16 protein-coding genes and 1 tRNA gene are annotated in these 15,297 nt (G+C 43.0%); 8 read left to right on the plus strand and 9 right to left on the minus strand.

Going from position 1 to position 15,297, the window contains the following annotated elements; all coding sequences use genetic code 11:
• The first annotated feature begins 28 nt into the window (after positions 1-28).
• From ACN222_RS22635 to ACN222_RS22660, 6 genes are all read left to right on the plus strand, one after another.
• A complete protein-coding gene (locus ACN222_RS22635; RefSeq protein ID WP_419756876.1) occupies positions 29-1,486 on the plus strand; it encodes a DNA phosphorothioation-associated putative methyltransferase in 1,458 nt (485 codons plus the stop codon).
• A gap of 96 nt (positions 1,487-1,582) precedes the next feature.
• Positions 1,583-3,091, plus strand: a complete 1,509-nt coding sequence (locus ACN222_RS22640; protein WP_010998666.1) for an AmpG family muropeptide MFS transporter — start codon at positions 1,583-1,585, stop codon at positions 3,089-3,091.
• Entirely contained in the window at positions 3,076-3,483 is a 408-nt protein-coding gene (locus tag ACN222_RS22645) for a hypothetical protein (RefSeq protein WP_044522214.1), read from the plus strand. The genes ACN222_RS22640 and ACN222_RS22645 overlap by 16 nt, the downstream gene beginning before the upstream one ends.
• A gap of 245 nt (positions 3,484-3,728) precedes the next feature.
• Complete coding sequence (locus ACN222_RS22650) at positions 3,729-3,902, plus strand: hypothetical protein (RefSeq protein ID WP_168370997.1); 174 nt, start codon at positions 3,729-3,731, stop codon at positions 3,900-3,902.
• A gap of 68 nt (positions 3,903-3,970) precedes the next feature.
• On the plus strand, positions 3,971-4,552 hold the full coding sequence (locus ACN222_RS22655; RefSeq protein WP_010998669.1) for a GNAT family N-acetyltransferase: 582 nt from the start codon (positions 3,971-3,973) through the stop codon (positions 4,550-4,552).
• Between the two features lie 146 nt (positions 4,553-4,698).
• On the plus strand, positions 4,699-5,457 hold the full coding sequence (locus tag ACN222_RS22660; protein WP_010998670.1) for a HEAT repeat domain-containing protein: 759 nt from the start codon (positions 4,699-4,701) through the stop codon (positions 5,455-5,457).
• Between the two features lie 117 nt (positions 5,458-5,574).
• On the opposite strand, the gene ACN222_RS22665 is transcribed toward ACN222_RS22660, so the two are convergent.
• From ACN222_RS22665 to ACN222_RS22680, 4 genes are all read right to left on the minus strand, one after another.
• Complete coding sequence (locus ACN222_RS22665) at positions 5,575-5,982, minus strand: phosphomannose isomerase type II C-terminal cupin domain (RefSeq protein ID WP_010998671.1); 408 nt, start codon at positions 5,980-5,982, stop codon at positions 5,575-5,577.
• 179 nt (positions 5,983-6,161) lie between these two features.
• Entirely contained in the window at positions 6,162-7,508 is a 1,347-nt protein-coding gene (locus tag ACN222_RS22670) for a PQQ-dependent sugar dehydrogenase (protein ID WP_010998672.1), read from the minus strand.
• Positions 7,509-7,652: 144 nt separating this feature from the next.
• Entirely contained in the window at positions 7,653-8,066 is a 414-nt protein-coding gene (locus ACN222_RS22675) for an ester cyclase (protein ID WP_010998673.1), read from the minus strand.
• 70 nt (positions 8,067-8,136) lie between these two features.
• Positions 8,137-8,769, minus strand: a complete 633-nt coding sequence (locus ACN222_RS22680) for a Crp/Fnr family transcriptional regulator (RefSeq protein WP_231865486.1) — start codon at positions 8,767-8,769, stop codon at positions 8,137-8,139.
• A 75-nt stretch (positions 8,770-8,844) separates the two neighbouring features.
• Here ACN222_RS22680 and ACN222_RS22685 point away from each other — a divergent pair, with 75 nt between their 5' ends.
• Together ACN222_RS22685 and ACN222_RS22690 are read left to right on the plus strand one after the other, a co-directional pair.
• Positions 8,845-9,576 (plus strand): RNA methyltransferase, encoded by a 732-nt coding sequence (locus ACN222_RS22685; protein WP_010998675.1) that lies wholly within the window; start codon positions 8,845-8,847, stop codon positions 9,574-9,576.
• A gap of 353 nt (positions 9,577-9,929) precedes the next feature.
• Positions 9,930-11,444: a serine hydrolase gene (locus tag ACN222_RS22690; protein WP_010998676.1), complete on the plus strand. Its 1,515-nt coding sequence runs from the start codon at positions 9,930-9,932 to the stop codon at positions 11,442-11,444.
• A 276-nt stretch (positions 11,445-11,720) separates the two neighbouring features.
• Here ACN222_RS22690 and ACN222_RS22695 read toward each other — a convergent pair whose 3' ends face one another.
• The 5 genes from ACN222_RS22695 to ACN222_RS22715 form a co-directional block, all read right to left on the minus strand.
• Positions 11,721-12,044 (minus strand): hypothetical protein, encoded by a 324-nt coding sequence (locus ACN222_RS22695; protein WP_010998677.1) that lies wholly within the window; start codon positions 12,042-12,044, stop codon positions 11,721-11,723.
• 1,075 nt (positions 12,045-13,119) lie between these two features.
• Positions 13,120-13,191: transfer RNA gene (locus ACN222_RS22700), tRNA-Asn, on the minus strand.
• A 154-nt stretch (positions 13,192-13,345) separates the two neighbouring features.
• Positions 13,346-13,894 carry an NYN domain-containing protein gene (locus ACN222_RS22705; RefSeq protein WP_010998678.1) on the minus strand — a complete coding sequence of 183 codons (549 nt, stop codon included), beginning with the start codon at positions 13,892-13,894 and terminating at the stop codon, positions 13,346-13,348.
• Positions 13,895-14,330: 436 nt separating this feature from the next.
• Entirely contained in the window at positions 14,331-15,008 is a 678-nt protein-coding gene (locus ACN222_RS22710) for an ABC transporter ATP-binding protein (RefSeq protein WP_010998679.1), read from the minus strand.
• Between the two features lie 14 nt (positions 15,009-15,022).
• Positions 15,023-15,295 carry a hypothetical protein gene (locus ACN222_RS22715; protein ID WP_010998680.1) on the minus strand — a complete coding sequence of 91 codons (273 nt, stop codon included), beginning with the start codon at positions 15,293-15,295 and terminating at the stop codon, positions 15,023-15,025.
• Positions 15,296-15,297: the final 2 nt, after the last annotated feature.

The following is a 15,297-nucleotide window of genomic DNA, read 5'->3' on the forward strand; positions in this document are numbered from 1 at the left end:
CGTAGTATCCCGTAAACAAGGGGTTATTATGTCGGAAACTGTAGAAATCGAACGTCATCGAGATGCGATCGCTCGCACGGAAATCTCTCGTCCTGTACGATTGGCTATAGAATGGGCAATCCTGAACCCAGACAAGACTTTTTTTGACTATGGCTGTGGTTATGGTGGCGATGTCCAGCGTGTAGCTAACCTTGGCTACACCAGTACAGGTTGGGATCCGTACTACTATCCTGATGCAGCCATTAACCCCGCCGATGTGGTGAATTTGGGTTACGTCCTCAACGTCATCGAAGACCAAGAAGAACGCCGCCAAAGCCTCATCCAAGCCTGGGAACTCACTCGCAACGTTTTAATCGTCGCCGCCCAAGTATTAATTAACGCTCCCAGTAAAGCTCAACTGGCTTACAGTGACGGTATTGTCACCAGTCGTAATACTTTTCAAAAATATTACGAACAACAAGAACTGAAAAAATATATTGATGAAGTCTTAAACGTTGAGGCTGTCCCTGTGGCGCTTGGGGTTTATTTTGTCTTCCGTGATGAAGCCGAAAAAGAAAGCTTCAAAGCCATCCGTTTCTTTTCTCGCACCTCTACACCGCGAGTCCGCATTCCGGTAAAACGGTTTGAAGACTATCAAGAACAACTCGCGCCCCTCATGGAATTTTTCACCAAACGGGGTAGACTGCCAGTAAAAGGAGAACTAGCCACCGCACCAGAATTACTGGGTGAATTTGGCAACTTCCGCCGGGCTTTCGCAGTTGTCCTGCAAGCCACCGATGAGGCAGAATGGGATGCGATCGCCTATCGTCGTTCTTTAGATATTCAAGTTTACCTTGCCCTCACCCACTTTGATAAACGTCCCAAATTCTCCCAACTAGCGCCAGAAATGCGCCACGACATCAAAGCTTTCTTTGGCAGCTACGAGGAAGCCTGTAATGTTGCCGACCAAAAACTCTTTAGTTTAGGTCAACCAAAAGTAGTCCAGACAGCCTGTGACAAAAGCAAAATCGGTAAACATACACGAGGCGCTTTATACGTCCACGTTTCTGCATTAGCAGCCCTTGACCCCTTGCTACGAATTTACGAAGGTTGTGCGAGCCGTACCATTGGGCGTGTCGATGGAGCTACCCTAATCAAATATTACACCGACCAACCGCAAATATCCTATCTGTTTTATCCAGACTTCGACACAGACCCCCACCCATCCTTAAAAGCCAGTATCACAATTGACTTAAAAACACTGTATGTAACTCACCGCGACTATAGCACCAGAGCCAATCCACCTGTACTTCACCGTAAGGAAACTTTTGTTACTCCCAACTATCCCCTGTATGAACAATTTGCTAAACTCACCCAACAAGAGCAGGAATTAGGACTACTCCAACAGAAAAGCGAAATTGGTACTCGTGAAGGTTGGGAAAAATGCCTCGCTGCTCACGGTGTAGAAATTAGGGGACATGAAATTCATGTGATTCGGGAAGATTAAGAAAACCCTGATGCTCGTGGAAGTTACTAACACCATTTAGATTAACTATGGCAATATAACGGCAATGCGCTCTGGTAAAAAGGAAAAGTATAAACGATGAGAGAAGTTCAAGCACTGCGACAAGCCTTTCAAAGTCGCAAAATGGGAGCGCTACTACTGCTAGGTTTTGCATCTGGGTTGCCTTTGTTCTTGACTAGTAGAACATTGCAGCTATGGATGCAGGATGCCAAAGTTGATTTAGGAAAAATCACCTTATTTGGGTTGTTGGCTTTGCCTTATTCCCTAAAATTTCTGTGGTCGCCCTTATTAGATAGATTTGTCCCACCACTTTTAGGAGCTAGACGGGGTTGGTTAATATGCACCCAAATTGGGTTAACATTAGCGATCGCTGCCTTAGCATTACAACAACCATCTCAAAGTGACCAAGTACTGCAAATCCTGGCTATCAACTGTCTCATCATTACTTTTTTGAGCGCTACCCAAGACATCGCCGGAGATGCTTACCGTACCGATATTTTAAACCCCCTCGAAGCTGAACCTGGTGCATCAGTTTGGGTGCTAGGTTATCGCATAGCCTTGTTTATCACCAGTTCCCTAGCGATAGTTTTAGCCGACTATATTCCCTGGAATGGCGTTTACTTACTTATGGCTGTTTTCATGGCGGGGAGTATTTTAACTACCTTGTGGTCGCCGCCAGAACCAGAAATCCGCAACGCTATTGAAAAGTATGCACCTATATCTGTTAAAGACGTTATTTTTATCGTCTTAATCACAGTCTTAGTTGCGGGATTAATTGGCGGTGTCTTTGTCGGTTATATTGCTCTGCCTGTATTTTATTGGTTATTGGCGAGTTTAATAGTCGCTTGGATTGTCACCTCCTGGCTATTACCCATAGAACTTTTAGGAGAAGTCACAGAAGATAGTCCTCCCCAAAATTTGCAAGCTGCAATTTTTCTCCCCTTCAAAGAATTTTTTCACAGATTTGGCTTAACTCAAGCCAGCGTCATCCTGATTTTTATTATCCTTTATAAATTAGGTGACTCCCTAGTAGGTATTACCGCCAACCTGTTCCTGCGAGAAATTGCTTTTACCAAAACTGAGATTGGGGCAATTCAGGCTGGTATGGGTTTTATCGCCACAACTATCGGCGTATTAGCTGGTGGCGTAATCATGACGAAAATCCACCTCAATCGCAGTTTGTGGATCTTTGGTATTCTTCAATTACTGAGCAACTTAGGTTATTATGCACTAGCCGTTGCTGGCAAAAATTATTCACTTCTAGTCTTGGCAGTGAATATCGAAAACTTCAGTGCAGGATTAGTGACAGTTGCTACAGTAGCATTCTTAATGAACCTTTGTAACCATCGCTTTACTACTACTCAATTCGCTTTATTCTCTAGCTTAATGGCTATTAGTAGAGACGTTTTATCTGCACCAGCAGGAGATTTGGCTAAAGCCACAGGCTGGCCGGCATTTTTCTTGCTTACCTTAGCAGCAGCATTACCTGGATTGCTGCTTTTGCCTGTTGTCGCCCCTTGGAATCCTAAACCAGTGGCAATAAATAGACCAGGACTTGATGACGAGGATGTATGGGAAACCAAGTAGTGATTATCGTCGGCACATTTATTCTCTTACTCACAGGTTTGTTACTCGGCTATGTTCTTTCACAGTTAGTTCTAGGTTTTTTAGCGTTTAACCTCCTAACCTTTTTCGGAACAGTCAGCCTCATCTTGATTTTTGGCACTCTATATTATGTATTGTTCTGGCAATTGAAGCGGGAACAAACGCCAGTAATACCCGCAGAAATGCCCACCCAACTAGAAGAACAAACAACAATACCCGACAATCATCTCAAAAACAAACTGATTTCCCGATTATCTGGTGATGTCGAATCAGCAGAAAGATTAATAGAGCAAGCAAGACAAAACTATCCAGGGATGCCAGACAATTGGTATTGCGAGAGAGTCCTTGATGACCTAGACCGTGACACTCGTTAATTACGCATGAAAACGAAAAATCAAAGGTTTGGAAAAGGGTTTAGGGGTATAGGGGTGTAGGGGTGTAAATATTTAAAACTATTACACACTTACTCCCTTACACCCAGTCTTAACAGATAACCTGGGTGCGTAAGTCCGGAATCTTTGGTTTCTCATGCCCAAATATAGCTAAAATAAGTCAAGTAAAATTTACAAATCTTTGATTAGGTCGTCTCATAACGCCTGATCCAGTGAAGAATCAAAATATGGCTATATTCAGACAATACATCGCCCCTTTACTAGTAGTACTAGTATTTATATTTGCCCTAGTTGCAGTCAGCGCCCGCATCTTCTTACCCTCAGATATGGCCGCACCAGCACCTATTGAAGAGGTAGGTGTCAGTTTTGTACCAATTAGCGATTTTCCCATAGTCCTGTGAGGGAGCAGGGGGGAGGTAGAGAACTATGGACTATGGACTATGGACTAATGACAAATGACCAATGACAAATGACTATTTATCATCTTCGACGCGGCTCAACCTTGGAGCGATCGCAACTCGTCAAATTCATCCAGCGTACTTACCAAGAGTTGTTCCCCCAACAAAAAGAATTTGCTCATCTAGCAATAACCGTTGAGCAATACTTTTCCCAAGACACACCTTTGTGGTGGGTCGATTTTTCTCATGAGGAATCGAGGGCAGAATTAGGAAGCATGACATGGGTAGAGTCTTTGAATATTTCCTCCCCTCTGCTCCCGAAGTTCGCCCGGAGGGAAACCCTCCTTGCGACTTCTCTTCCTGCTCCCTGCTCCCCTGCCTCTTCTCCTGTGGCTTGTCTATGGATGGGAAATGCGATAGATCAAATTAAAGGCGATCGCCATGCTCATATTTTTTTGCTGTATGTCGTCCCAGAACATCGCAGACGCGGGATTGCTACAGCATTAATGCAATATGCAGAAAATTGGGCAAAGGAAAGAGGCGATCGCCAAATTGCATTACAAGTATTTCAATCAAACCCACCAGCCATAAATCTTTACAATCACTTAGGTTATCAAACCCAATCCCTCTGGATGGTAAAGAAAATTAATTAGTCAGCAGTCAACAGTCTCACTAATTCCAAATTCATCGCGTGTGAGATGGATCGGAAAGTGTACAATTATTTAACCCATAACAACAAAGTTTTAAATAATTAGCACGGGGGGTTTATATAAATCTCACTCGCGCGTGCAAGAGAAATATGTATGACGAAGAAGACCTAAGCCTACTCGATATCGAGGAGGAGTTAGAAAGCCCCTTAGATAAGATAGAACCGATTACGGCTGAGTCAGAAATACCAAAGCCTGACCCAGATGAAATGCTAGCGCTCCTAGACAATCCGCAACCACAAAAACGGATGTTAGCAGCTCGCGCTTTTTGCGATATCGAAGACTCACGCGCTACGCCAATTTTGATTCGTCTTTTGAGTGATAACTGTCCACTGGTACGAGTGAGTGCATCCTATGGCATCGGTCGTAATCCCAGCGCAGATGCAGTTGAACCATTAATTGCCCAACTGTATCGAGATTTGAATGGCTACGTCAGAAAAGGTGTTGTTTGGGCATTAGGTAACTGCCACGATCGCCGTTGTTTAGCACCCCTAGCCGATGCTCTCAGAACGGATATTTCCGCCGTGCGCCTTTGGTCTGCTAGCGCCTTAGCCCAGATGACAGGAGTTGGCTATGAGGCGATCGTTGGTGCAATCCCACCACTAATTGAAGCTCTAGTACAAGATACAGTAGCCGCAGTGCGGAGTAACAGCGCGTGGTCAATTGGGCAATTGTGTAAAGAACTGCCTTCTAATATAGTTTACGCTACAGCGATCGACGCTTTAATTCAAGCCTTCGCCGAAGACAAAGACTTAGGTGTGCGCGAAGATGCGAAAGCCTCATTATTAGGTGTAGGCGACCCCCGTGGCTTGCAACTGATTGAAACCTTAGAACAAGAAGGCTGGTTTTAGGGTGTAGGGGTGTAGGGAAAGCAGGAGAGGATAGAAAAGAAAAGACCAATGACAACTGACTATTGACTCTTACAACTCCCCAATCCCCAGTCCCCAATCCCCAGTCCCCACTCACCTCTACTTATTCTCAACCCCAGGCTTAACCAAATTTAAGTCATAAGGACGCTCTGTATCGTCCTCACCTAAATATTCACCATTTTGAATTTCTAGAATTACTAACGGGATAGACCCTGGGTTATCTACTTTATGTAGTGTTGCGGCTGGTACATAAGTTGACTGATTACGACCTAGCAAAACTTCATCATCGCCACAAGTCACCTTAGCAACACCAGAGACTACCACCCAATGTTCATTACGGTGATAATGGATTTGGGGTTTAATACCATGTCTAGGCTTGATTTCAATGCGACTAATTCTGTAGCTTTCTCCCTCTTCAATTACCTCCACATTACCCCAGTAACGTGAACCTGAGTGTGAGGAAGAATCATTAGCCTCTAACTGCCCATTGTTTTCACTCTGAGTCATAACCAAACTTCTCAGCTAAAAGATTATTAATGTTTTCAGGTAATTTAACTTAAACCAGAGAAAACCAAGAACAAGAGGTGCAATATTATTTGATGATTACTAATGCTCTCAGTCTAGTCTAGTCCATAAATTGTATCTAAATTTAAACATGGAATAATTCCTGTTTTTCTCTCTAATCTCTAACCCCCTGTATATTGAATTCGGTAAATGCGATCGTTTGCTTCTTCTGTAACTAATAGACTACCGTCAGGTAATACAAGTAAACCTACAGGTCGCCCCCAAGTGGTTGGTATATCAGGGTCTAGCATAAATCCAGTGAGAAAATCTTCATAGTAACCTTGCGGTCTTCCTTGGCTATTAAAGGGAACAAATACTACTTTATATCCAGTACCGCGATCGCGGTTCCAAGAACCTCGAAAAGCCACAAAAGCACCGTTACGATATCTTTGAGGAAAAGTTTGACCATCATAAAATTGCAAGCCCAATGCAGCTGAGTGAGCTTGAAACAAGACATCTGGGTTACGGGTACGCGCTGCTAAATCTGGGCGCTTACTTTGATCACCTGTTTTTTGTCTGGGGTCGAGGTTTTCGGGTTTAAAGTAGGCATAAGGCCAGCCGTAAAATTCCCCTTGGCGAATCCGTGTCAGGTAATCTGGAACCAAATCATCACCAATTCCATCCCTCTCGTTCACGGTAGTATAAAGTTCTTTGGTCACAGGATGAAAGTCAAGACCAACAGGGTTACGTAAGCCAAAGGCAAAAGTCTGCTTTTGAGAACCATCCAAATTCATCACCTGCACAGAAGCTCTTGGTAATTCTTCCTCATCCACATTAGAACGAGAACCAACGGAAACATATAGTTGTTTACCATCAGGTGATGCCACAACATTACGAGTCCAGTGTTGATTGTAACCACCACCGGGGAGGTCAGCAATTTTTGTACCAGTGCCAGTGAGTTGTTGCTGTCCTTTGGTGTAGGGAAACTGTAAAACGGCATCGGTATTACCTAAAAAGAAGGAATTGCCAGCAAACGCCATCCCAAAGGGAATATTCAGTCCATTTTCCCCACTAGCAAAAGTCTGACGGACATCCGCTACCCCATCGCCGTTAGTATCACGCAATAAACGAATCCGGTTTTGTCTAGTTTCCGTCACCAACACATCGCCACTGGGAGTTAAAGCCAGCCAGCGAGGTGCGTCTAGACCTTCGGCAAAAACATTAACTGTAAACCCGGCTGGGACTTTCAGAACTGGTTTTTGGGGAATCGATACAACTTGCGGGGCTTTAGATGCACTATCTGTAGCAAAGGGCGCTGGTAAATTCTGTAAGTCAATACGGATAGGTGTAGGTGAAAATGTTTCTGTAGGGATGAGGTTCTTTCCCTGTGTGGGATTTTGCGCCAGTTGAGCCGCAGATGTAGATGCTTCTTGTGGTGGGGAATTATCTAATGAGGCGCTAGTCTGGTTACAGGCTGCTGAGGTGATGAATAGAAACACAGGCAGCACGAAACGCCCAGAAACCTTCATGATGGTGCGGATACATACACAACTTTCTTAATGTAAGCTAGAAGTTCAATAATTGCCGCCTGTCACAAGTTTGATTTTTACTGGTTAGGGTTTTCGTGCTTATCGTCTTACCTAATAAATTTCAGTTTTGTTTCCGCCAAAGTCTCAGTTAGATACAGCACCTAATTGCCGCATTAACGCCATCATGTCACCTTGACCCCAATGTTCTACAATTTTGCCATTAATGACATGATCAATATGAATGACTGAAAATTTGACGTGCTTTCCTGTCGGTGGAATACCCATAATTTCTCCTTGATGAGTTCCACTGAATGTCCCACGGGTAACAACCTTATCGCCTTCAGCAATCACATCGATAAAAGTGTGGGAACCATCTGGAAAAGCAGAACGCATCATCAGTGCATACTCAAAAAAAGCATCAGATCCTTGAAGTTGATGGCTCCCCATCACACAGCCAATAATATCTGAGGCTACAAATGTTTTACCTTTTTCGATGTCTCCTAAATCAAAGGCTTCGTAAGCTTGCAGGACTATAAATTTATTATCTTCTAATGACATGAAAGGTTTTGATGCTGAAATATTGCGTTACGAATCTACCTTGTTAGTTGCTCTGTTGCATTGACTTAGGTTAAGAAACTTGCTGCTGTTTGACTCTGCGTTTTAATCGGCTTAAAGATTCTGGTTCAATTCCCAGATATGATGCTAGGTAGTATTGAGGAATGCGCTGTAAGAGTTCGGGTTCTTTTTGAATTATCTTCAGATAACGCTGTTCAGGCGTATCCCTAAAAAGAGACAGCAATTTATCTCGCAGCATAAACGCAAGACTTTCAGCATGGAGCCTCAAAAGTTTTTGTCCATCTGGACTTACTTCAAAAACTTCTAATGCCTCATGGTTGATAACCAGTACCTCAGAATCTTCAATCGCCTCACAAGAAAAACAGGCGGGTATTTGTTTGCAAAAGCTCTCGTAATCACCCAGTGGTTGATGTTCGACATGAAAAAATAAAGTGAACTCTTTTCCGTCTTTTAAGAAAAATGTTCTCAGACAACCTTTCAGCGTCAAGCCAAGAACTTCACAAACATCACCCTCCCGCAAAAAGAATTCACCCTTATTAACTTTTTTGACCTCTAAAAGTGGTTCAACAAGGGTGAGGTCAATTTTGAAATCGGGCAAAAGTTGCCGAATGAATTCGTGAAATGATTCATACATTTGATCATCGGAATTTAAACTTGTGATGGTTTGAACCTGATCTAAGCTCAAGTAGCAATTCTCTAAAGGTAAGATGATTAAATTAGTTTATATACTATTTCTGAATTTATATAGTGGAGGTAAATAATGGGATTGGCTGGTGTCAGAATTGTGTTGGTAGAACCATCTGGCCCGTTGAATGTAGGTGCGATCGCCAGAGTGATGAAAAATTTTGGATTAGCACATCTAGTCTTAGTTAGTCCCCAATGCGATCCACTATCTGAAGACGCGATGAGAATGGCAGTCCATGCCAAAGAAATTTTAGAATCTGCTATCACAGTCCCAACCTTACCAGCAGCATTACATGGATGTGTGCGGGCGATCGCCACTTCAGGCCGCGATAATGATTGGGGCTTAACTTTAGAAACGCCCAGAATAGCTCTACCTTGGTTATTAGAAGAAACCGGTCAACCCTCAGCATTGATTTTTGGCAGAGAAGATAGGGGTCTAAGTAATGAAGAATTAATTTACGCCCAAAGATTTATTCGCATTCCCACCAGTCCCGATTATCTGTCTTTAAATCTGGCTAGTGCCGTCGGGATATGCTGCTACGAACTAGCACAAAATCTAACACCACCGGAAACTCAAACAATCAGCGAAACGGAGTTTGCGCCTTTAGAGTTTGTGGAGGCGTACTATCAACAATTAGAATCCTTACTACTAAGAATTGGCTATTTATATCCTCACACAGCAACCAGCCGTATGGAAAAATTTCGCCAACTATATAACCGTGCTTACCTGCAAACGCATGAAGTGGGAATGCTTCGCGGCATTCTACGACAGATAGAATGGGCAATGGACAACCAGCGTGATGTGTAATTCGTAATTATGCCCAGAGACATTGTTTCCCAATTTGGTATAATTCATTGTCTAATATCTACGCAAGTATTCCCCAAAATATTTAATATGGCTTAAACTAAACACAAAAATGTTACTAGTATTGAGTAATGGAGTACTGGGTACTGGGGACTGGAAAGAGGTTAGCTCAAGTCTATGGATTTGCCTATAGCTCTATCCATGATTTTCCCGATGGAGAAAAGCCCACAACCAAAGGATAACAATGTTTCTTTCCCAATACCCAATCCCTAGTCCCCAATCCCCAATTCAAGCAGCCGATGGCGTAAGTTTTGAATCGGGAGTCGGCAGAAAACAATTTGAGTGGGTCACAAGGAGTGGCAGTGTCAGAGTCAAGTGACAAACTAAGAGATTTTTCGCGGCGACAACCCGCCAACCGCCGCCAGCGATCGCGTAAAGTCCAAAAGGTAGAATCGAAAAAGGTCAAAGCTCCTAACCCGCAGCGTGCAGGCACGGGAGCAGCAGTGATCACGCGCTCTAATAATAACGCTGTACCTCCCCCTGTTGCTGTTGGGGGTCGCAGACCCAAACAAGGGCTGGTTATGCCCAGTGTAGTCAAACCCATTCCCACAGCCAAACGGCCGATACCTCCCTTCAACCCCAACAATGTAAAAGTCAGAACAGTACGAGTGCAGAAGCAGCCGATGCCCCAGATCGGTAGACGAGTATCACGCAAGACTAGATTAAAGCCAATGGCCAGAGCCATTTTGTATGCTATACGCTTATTAATTGTCGGAGTGGGTATTGGTGCGATCGTCGGTACAGTTTTGTCGGTTTTAGACCCTGCCACTCGCATGGCTCCTATTTCTACCCCATCTAATACCAGTAACGCAGGACAAACTCAGTCAAAACCTACCCCAGCAGCAGGTTTATACTTGACTCAAGAAATTACACCTCTCAAAAATGTTGTGCAGCAATTGGCTACTGCTACTCCTAACCTCAGCCCTGGGGTCTTCTTGGTAGATTTAGACACAGGAGGTTATGTAGATATCAATGCTGCTAATGCTTTACCAGCCGCTAGCACAATTAAAATCCCGATTCTTGTTGCTTTCTTCCAAGATGTGGATGCTGGGAAGATCCGCTTGGATGAATTGCTGACCATGAAACAGGAAATGGTAGCAGGGGGTTCAGGAAATTTTCAATACAAACCAGCCGGAACTCAGTACCCTGCCTTGGAAGTTGCTACGAAAATGATCACCATTAGCGACAACACAGCTACTAATATGCTGATTACCCGACTGGGAGGTATGGAAGCACTAAATGAGCGTTTTCGTAGTTGGGGATTAACAAATACAGTCATTCGCAATATCTTGCCAGACCTACCAGGGACAAACACCACTAGTCCCAAAGAGTTGGGAAACATTATGACTATGGTAAGTCAGGGTAATTTGGTGAGTATGCGATCGCGTGATCAAATTCTCGATATCATGCGTCAAACAGAGCGAGATAATCTCCTACCCTCTGGTTTAGGCGCAGGTGCCAGGGTGTACCATAAAACTGGTGATATCGGTACTATGTTGGCCGATGCTGGGTTAATTGACACACCCACAGGGAAGCGTTATGTAGTTGCTGTCATGGTACAGCGCCCCAATAATGATCCCCGTGCGGAAAAACTCATTAGCTCAATTTCTCGTGCAGCCTACCAACAGTTTAGCCAAAGTGAGCCAACGCCTAGTAATACGACCAGTAATCTACCTACAACCGCTTATCCTTCACCAGTCATGGCTTCTCCAGCCACCAACACACCCATAAATCCATCAATTGCCCCTCCCATATCTAATAGTTATCCCGCTCCAGTGATGAATCCACAATATTATCCACCAAACAGATAATTGGCTTGCCTTTACATGAGCCTTAACAACTTGATTAGGGAACACCAAAAAATAAATTATCCAAAATTGTATGGTTTGGTAGGGTGCTTCAGTATGAATAATTTCTGAGTATAATTAGTTTTTATCTTACTAACACACCCTACATTTTGGATATTTTTTATCTGGAAGTAACTTAAACTATTCCCGCAGAAGTTAGACAAAGTTCAGAACAAAACTTGGACGAGATTGCTAATTATCTCCAATTCCAAGAATAACTTCTCAAGTAACCAAACAAATTCATTTATTTATTCTAGGATTATTATGATTACTTGGTAAGGGTTGAGGCTTTTCAAAAGGCAATAATTTTTCTTGAATTGATAACTGGTTGGGAATCTTGAGAACAGATTCTTGAGCCTGTCTATTTGTTGTGAGTAAAAGATAGATTTCTCTATCGAACAGATCTCTTCCCTGTTTAAAGAAGTTTGGTTCTCTAGGAATTAAACCGCTAGTAATCCGAGAATTTTCATTAGCTACTGCTGGCGTACTTAACAGCAAAACTGCTAAAGACAATTTTATGGGTGTAGCTAAACCGGAAAATATTTTCTGCACAATATTTTTCATATTGCTCCCCTGTTATAGCCTTAGCCAGATAGATTAATACATCAAGCTAAGATAAAAACCTGACAATAAAAAGCTTTCAAGCCTGTCAACAGCTAACCCTCCGGGTACTCTTCGAGAACTCCTTTCCTACGGAACGCTCCGCGAACGGAGAACGGCAGTTCGCAAGACGCTCCTTTGTCGCTACCGCTAACGCTAACGACGCAAAAGCCAAGACTGCGACTGACTCACAATCAACAGCCATAACAGGTTAATACCCTGTTGACATTGAAAGGTACTTTCCATTCAAAAAGCCTCTTTGATTGTTCAGAGATGTCGTGTTTTGGGCTTATTCTTATTGCTGTTGTACAAAACTATTATACCAAGTCCGGTTAATGACCAACGATATTGTTAGTCTGATAGGTTAATATTCGCAACCTACTGAGTTACTTTAGCTGTTTAATAATTCTTTTAGCGCTTGTGCTAAATATGCGTACTGCTCTAGCTTCTTGTAAATCTGCGCTGAATCCTGATTAACAATCGCGGCGATTATGGTCAGAGAACTACCTGTAACTGAATACCAAAGTTATCAAAGCATTAGGTACAAAAACCAAATCACATCAGCATTCACAAACGCCGCTAGTTTGGCTCTAGCGTTATCTAAATAGTGGTTCCCATACCCTACCAAAAAATCGCAATGGTTCCCGTTCTAGTTACGATTATCGCCAAAGTAGGGGAGTAGCTCATTTCAGTCTGTTCTACACCACCAATACTGTCTTATGACAAGCACCATAAGACGAATGGTACTAAGATAAGCGCAAATCTTTAAGGTATAAGGCTTTTGGGGTGTAAGGGTGTAAGGGAAACAACTAATACTTAAGTGAAAATATCTCATCAATACTGTTTGTTCTTCTCCTAACCCCTACACCCATTCACAGCAAGAGTTGCACCTTTTCTTAGCGACATTCCACCATAAGACCCATGATTCAGGAAGACCACACGTTGATTCTGTGACAAAATTGCGAAAATCCATCAGGGGGCTAGTGAAGTCTGATATTTAGCCCTTCATTCTTACCCTTTAGTTTTCTCTATTTTTAAACTCCCCAGACTGGATTCGAACCAGTGACCAATCGATTAACAGTCGATCGCTCTACCACTGAGCTACTGAGGAACGTTGCTCTCACGATTTATAATATTATCGTAGTCGATAGGATATGGCAAGTACTTTTGCAAAAAAAATTTTCCAGTAGCTTTCTTATCTAGATTATTTCCAGCCAAAGCCTTCTCTAGATGGACACTAGAGACTTTGAGATGCTAATATTTACTTAAATACCCATTCGTAGTTCAGCTAGCTTTTGACGCGCTTTAGGATCAATAGCGCTAGCGAGAAACCTACTTTTAGATTGTTTACGAGATTGATACTTTTGTCGCATCCTACACACTGTAGTTTCTACCTCCCCGCACAGTTGATATGCTGATAACCATTCAGCCCCATATCCCTGTACTGTCAACTGTTGTGCGCGGTCTGATGTAGCAACAATTACACGAGAAATCCGAGCTTGTGAAACTTCGGGGCGCAAAGAAGCACAAATTTTTTCAATATAGGTATCTGCTGTTTGCCCAAAATCTGTGTAATAAACTGAAACTAGCTCTGTAATAATTTCTTTGTTACTACAAGTATTTTGATAGTGAGCATCAAAAACTATTTGAGTATCATAACCCTGAAACGAGCTGTAACTTGTCATCGCTTCCACAAGTTGCCCGCGAGCAGCTTCTAGCCCATTTTTATCACGGGTTTTTTTCAAACACGGCCAAGCGCCAATTATATTGTAGCCGTCTACTAATAAAACGGCTGGGATTGGGGAACGGGGCATGGTTTTCGATCACAATTTTCTAGAGTTAACAAGATCCATTCATAACTTTTATAGTAATTGAAGCATCGGCTGTAACACTATGTTACAAATGGCTAGAAAATATGATTTGTTTACAAAGCTGAGGTTGAAAAAGCCCTAGATAATAACAAACACGCCATTAATGGCGCGTTGCAGTTGTCAAAAATTACTGATTAATTTAGGTTGGTCACTTGTCAATAGGACTTACGCACCGAGACTTTCTGTTGAGACCGGGTGTAAGGTTATAGAGGTGTAAGGGTTTCAAACATTTATACCCCTACACCCCTATACCCCTATACCCTTCTCCAAATCCTTGATCTTTCGTTTTCATGTGTCAGTCCTAGTCAGATGTTAGTAGTGATTGGTTATGAGGTATGGGTGGGGCATTAATACTTTCCCCCATTCCCCATTTTCCAATTCAAGAAGCTTCTTGGTGTACTTCCATGAGACGTTGTTTGAGGCGTTGGGGTTCACCTTGATCTATTAAACAACCTTTTTCTAGTAAGAAAGCACCATCACAGTAATTCAACTCATCCAAGCGATGTGTTACCCATAAAGCTGTGATACCCCTACTTTTCACTAGGCGGCGGACACTGGCCACTAAGTCCAGTTGACTATCTGGGTCAAGTAAGGCTGTAGGTTCATCTAATAATAAGACTTCACAGCGACGAGCGATCGCCCCGGCAATAGCCACACGCTGCTTTTGTCCCCCACTCAAGGCGTAAATTGGGCGTAGTTGTAAAGCGCTCAAATTCACTGCCCCCAGTGCCTCATCTACTCTAGCTCGGACAGCAGATGTTGGCAGTTTTTCTTCCACCAAACCAAAAGCCACATCAGCACCAACAGTTGGCATTACCAATTGATGATCAGGATTTTGGAAGACAAAACCCACAGGATGTAAAACCCCAATTTCACCAGATTTAGGAGCCAAAAGCCCTGCTAGGAGACGCAGTAAAGTAGATTTGCCACTGCCATTAGTACCCAAAAGCATCCAAAATTCTCCTTGGGGTACTTCCAAAGAGCAAGATTGAATTGCTGTTTCACCATTCGGCCAACTGAAATTTAAATCTTTAACGACAATGCCCATGTCCGCCATTTTGATACCTTGGGTTACTCACCCGCTAGGGCAAAAAATCCAGGCGCTCTACCACTACTTGTAGTGACACCATCTTTCTGAGTAATCTGGACTCCAGAAATTTCACTAGCGCGGACAGCAATTTTTTTCTCTGTCTTGCCCTCACACTTCAGTTCCACAATATCAGGATTACCAGAGCGGATCGCAGCCAAAATCAGCTGATAAACAGCCTCAGCGTCCTCTGCTGTCTTACGTTGCACTGTTATCGGGAAGGCAGTGTTTTTGATGCTTAAATCAATGGTAAACATTT

This window comes from Anabaena sp. FACHB-595, from assembly GCF_048568275.1.
Classification (GTDB): domain Bacteria; phylum Cyanobacteriota; class Cyanobacteriia; order Cyanobacteriales; family Nostocaceae; genus Trichormus.

Coding starts and splice junctions, on each gene's coding strand:
- ACN222_RS22645 (WP_044522214.1), top strand. CDS start 3,076: ATGGGAAACCAAGTAGTGATTATCGTCGGCACATTTATTCTCTTACTC.
- ACN222_RS22670 (WP_010998672.1), bottom strand. CDS start 7,508: ATGAAGGTTTCTGGGCGTTTCGTGCTGCCTGTGTTTCTATTCATCACC.
- ACN222_RS22660 (WP_010998670.1), top strand. CDS start 4,699: ATGTATGACGAAGAAGACCTAAGCCTACTCGATATCGAGGAGGAGTTA.
- ACN222_RS22640 (WP_010998666.1), top strand. CDS start 1,583: ATGAGAGAAGTTCAAGCACTGCGACAAGCCTTTCAAAGTCGCAAAATG.
- ACN222_RS22675 (WP_010998673.1), bottom strand. CDS start 8,066: ATGTCATTAGAAGATAATAAATTTATAGTCCTGCAAGCTTACGAAGCC.
- ACN222_RS22635 (WP_419756876.1), top strand. CDS start 29: ATGTCGGAAACTGTAGAAATCGAACGTCATCGAGATGCGATCGCTCGC.
- ACN222_RS22655 (WP_010998669.1), top strand. CDS start 3,971: ATGACTATTTATCATCTTCGACGCGGCTCAACCTTGGAGCGATCGCAA.
- ACN222_RS22710 (WP_010998679.1), bottom strand. CDS start 15,008: ATGGCGGACATGGGCATTGTCGTTAAAGATTTAAATTTCAGTTGGCCG.
- ACN222_RS22715 (WP_010998680.1), bottom strand. CDS start 15,295: ATGTTTACCATTGATTTAAGCATCAAAAACACTGCCTTCCCGATAACA.
- ACN222_RS22695 (WP_010998677.1), bottom strand. CDS start 12,044: ATGAAAAATATTGTGCAGAAAATATTTTCCGGTTTAGCTACACCCATA.
- ACN222_RS22705 (WP_010998678.1), bottom strand. CDS start 13,894: ATGCCCCGTTCCCCAATCCCAGCCGTTTTATTAGTAGACGGCTACAAT.
- ACN222_RS22665 (WP_010998671.1), bottom strand. CDS start 5,982: ATGACTCAGAGTGAAAACAATGGGCAGTTAGAGGCTAATGATTCTTCC.
- ACN222_RS22650 (WP_168370997.1), top strand. CDS start 3,729: ATGGCTATATTCAGACAATACATCGCCCCTTTACTAGTAGTACTAGTA.
- ACN222_RS22685 (WP_010998675.1), top strand. CDS start 8,845: ATGGGATTGGCTGGTGTCAGAATTGTGTTGGTAGAACCATCTGGCCCG.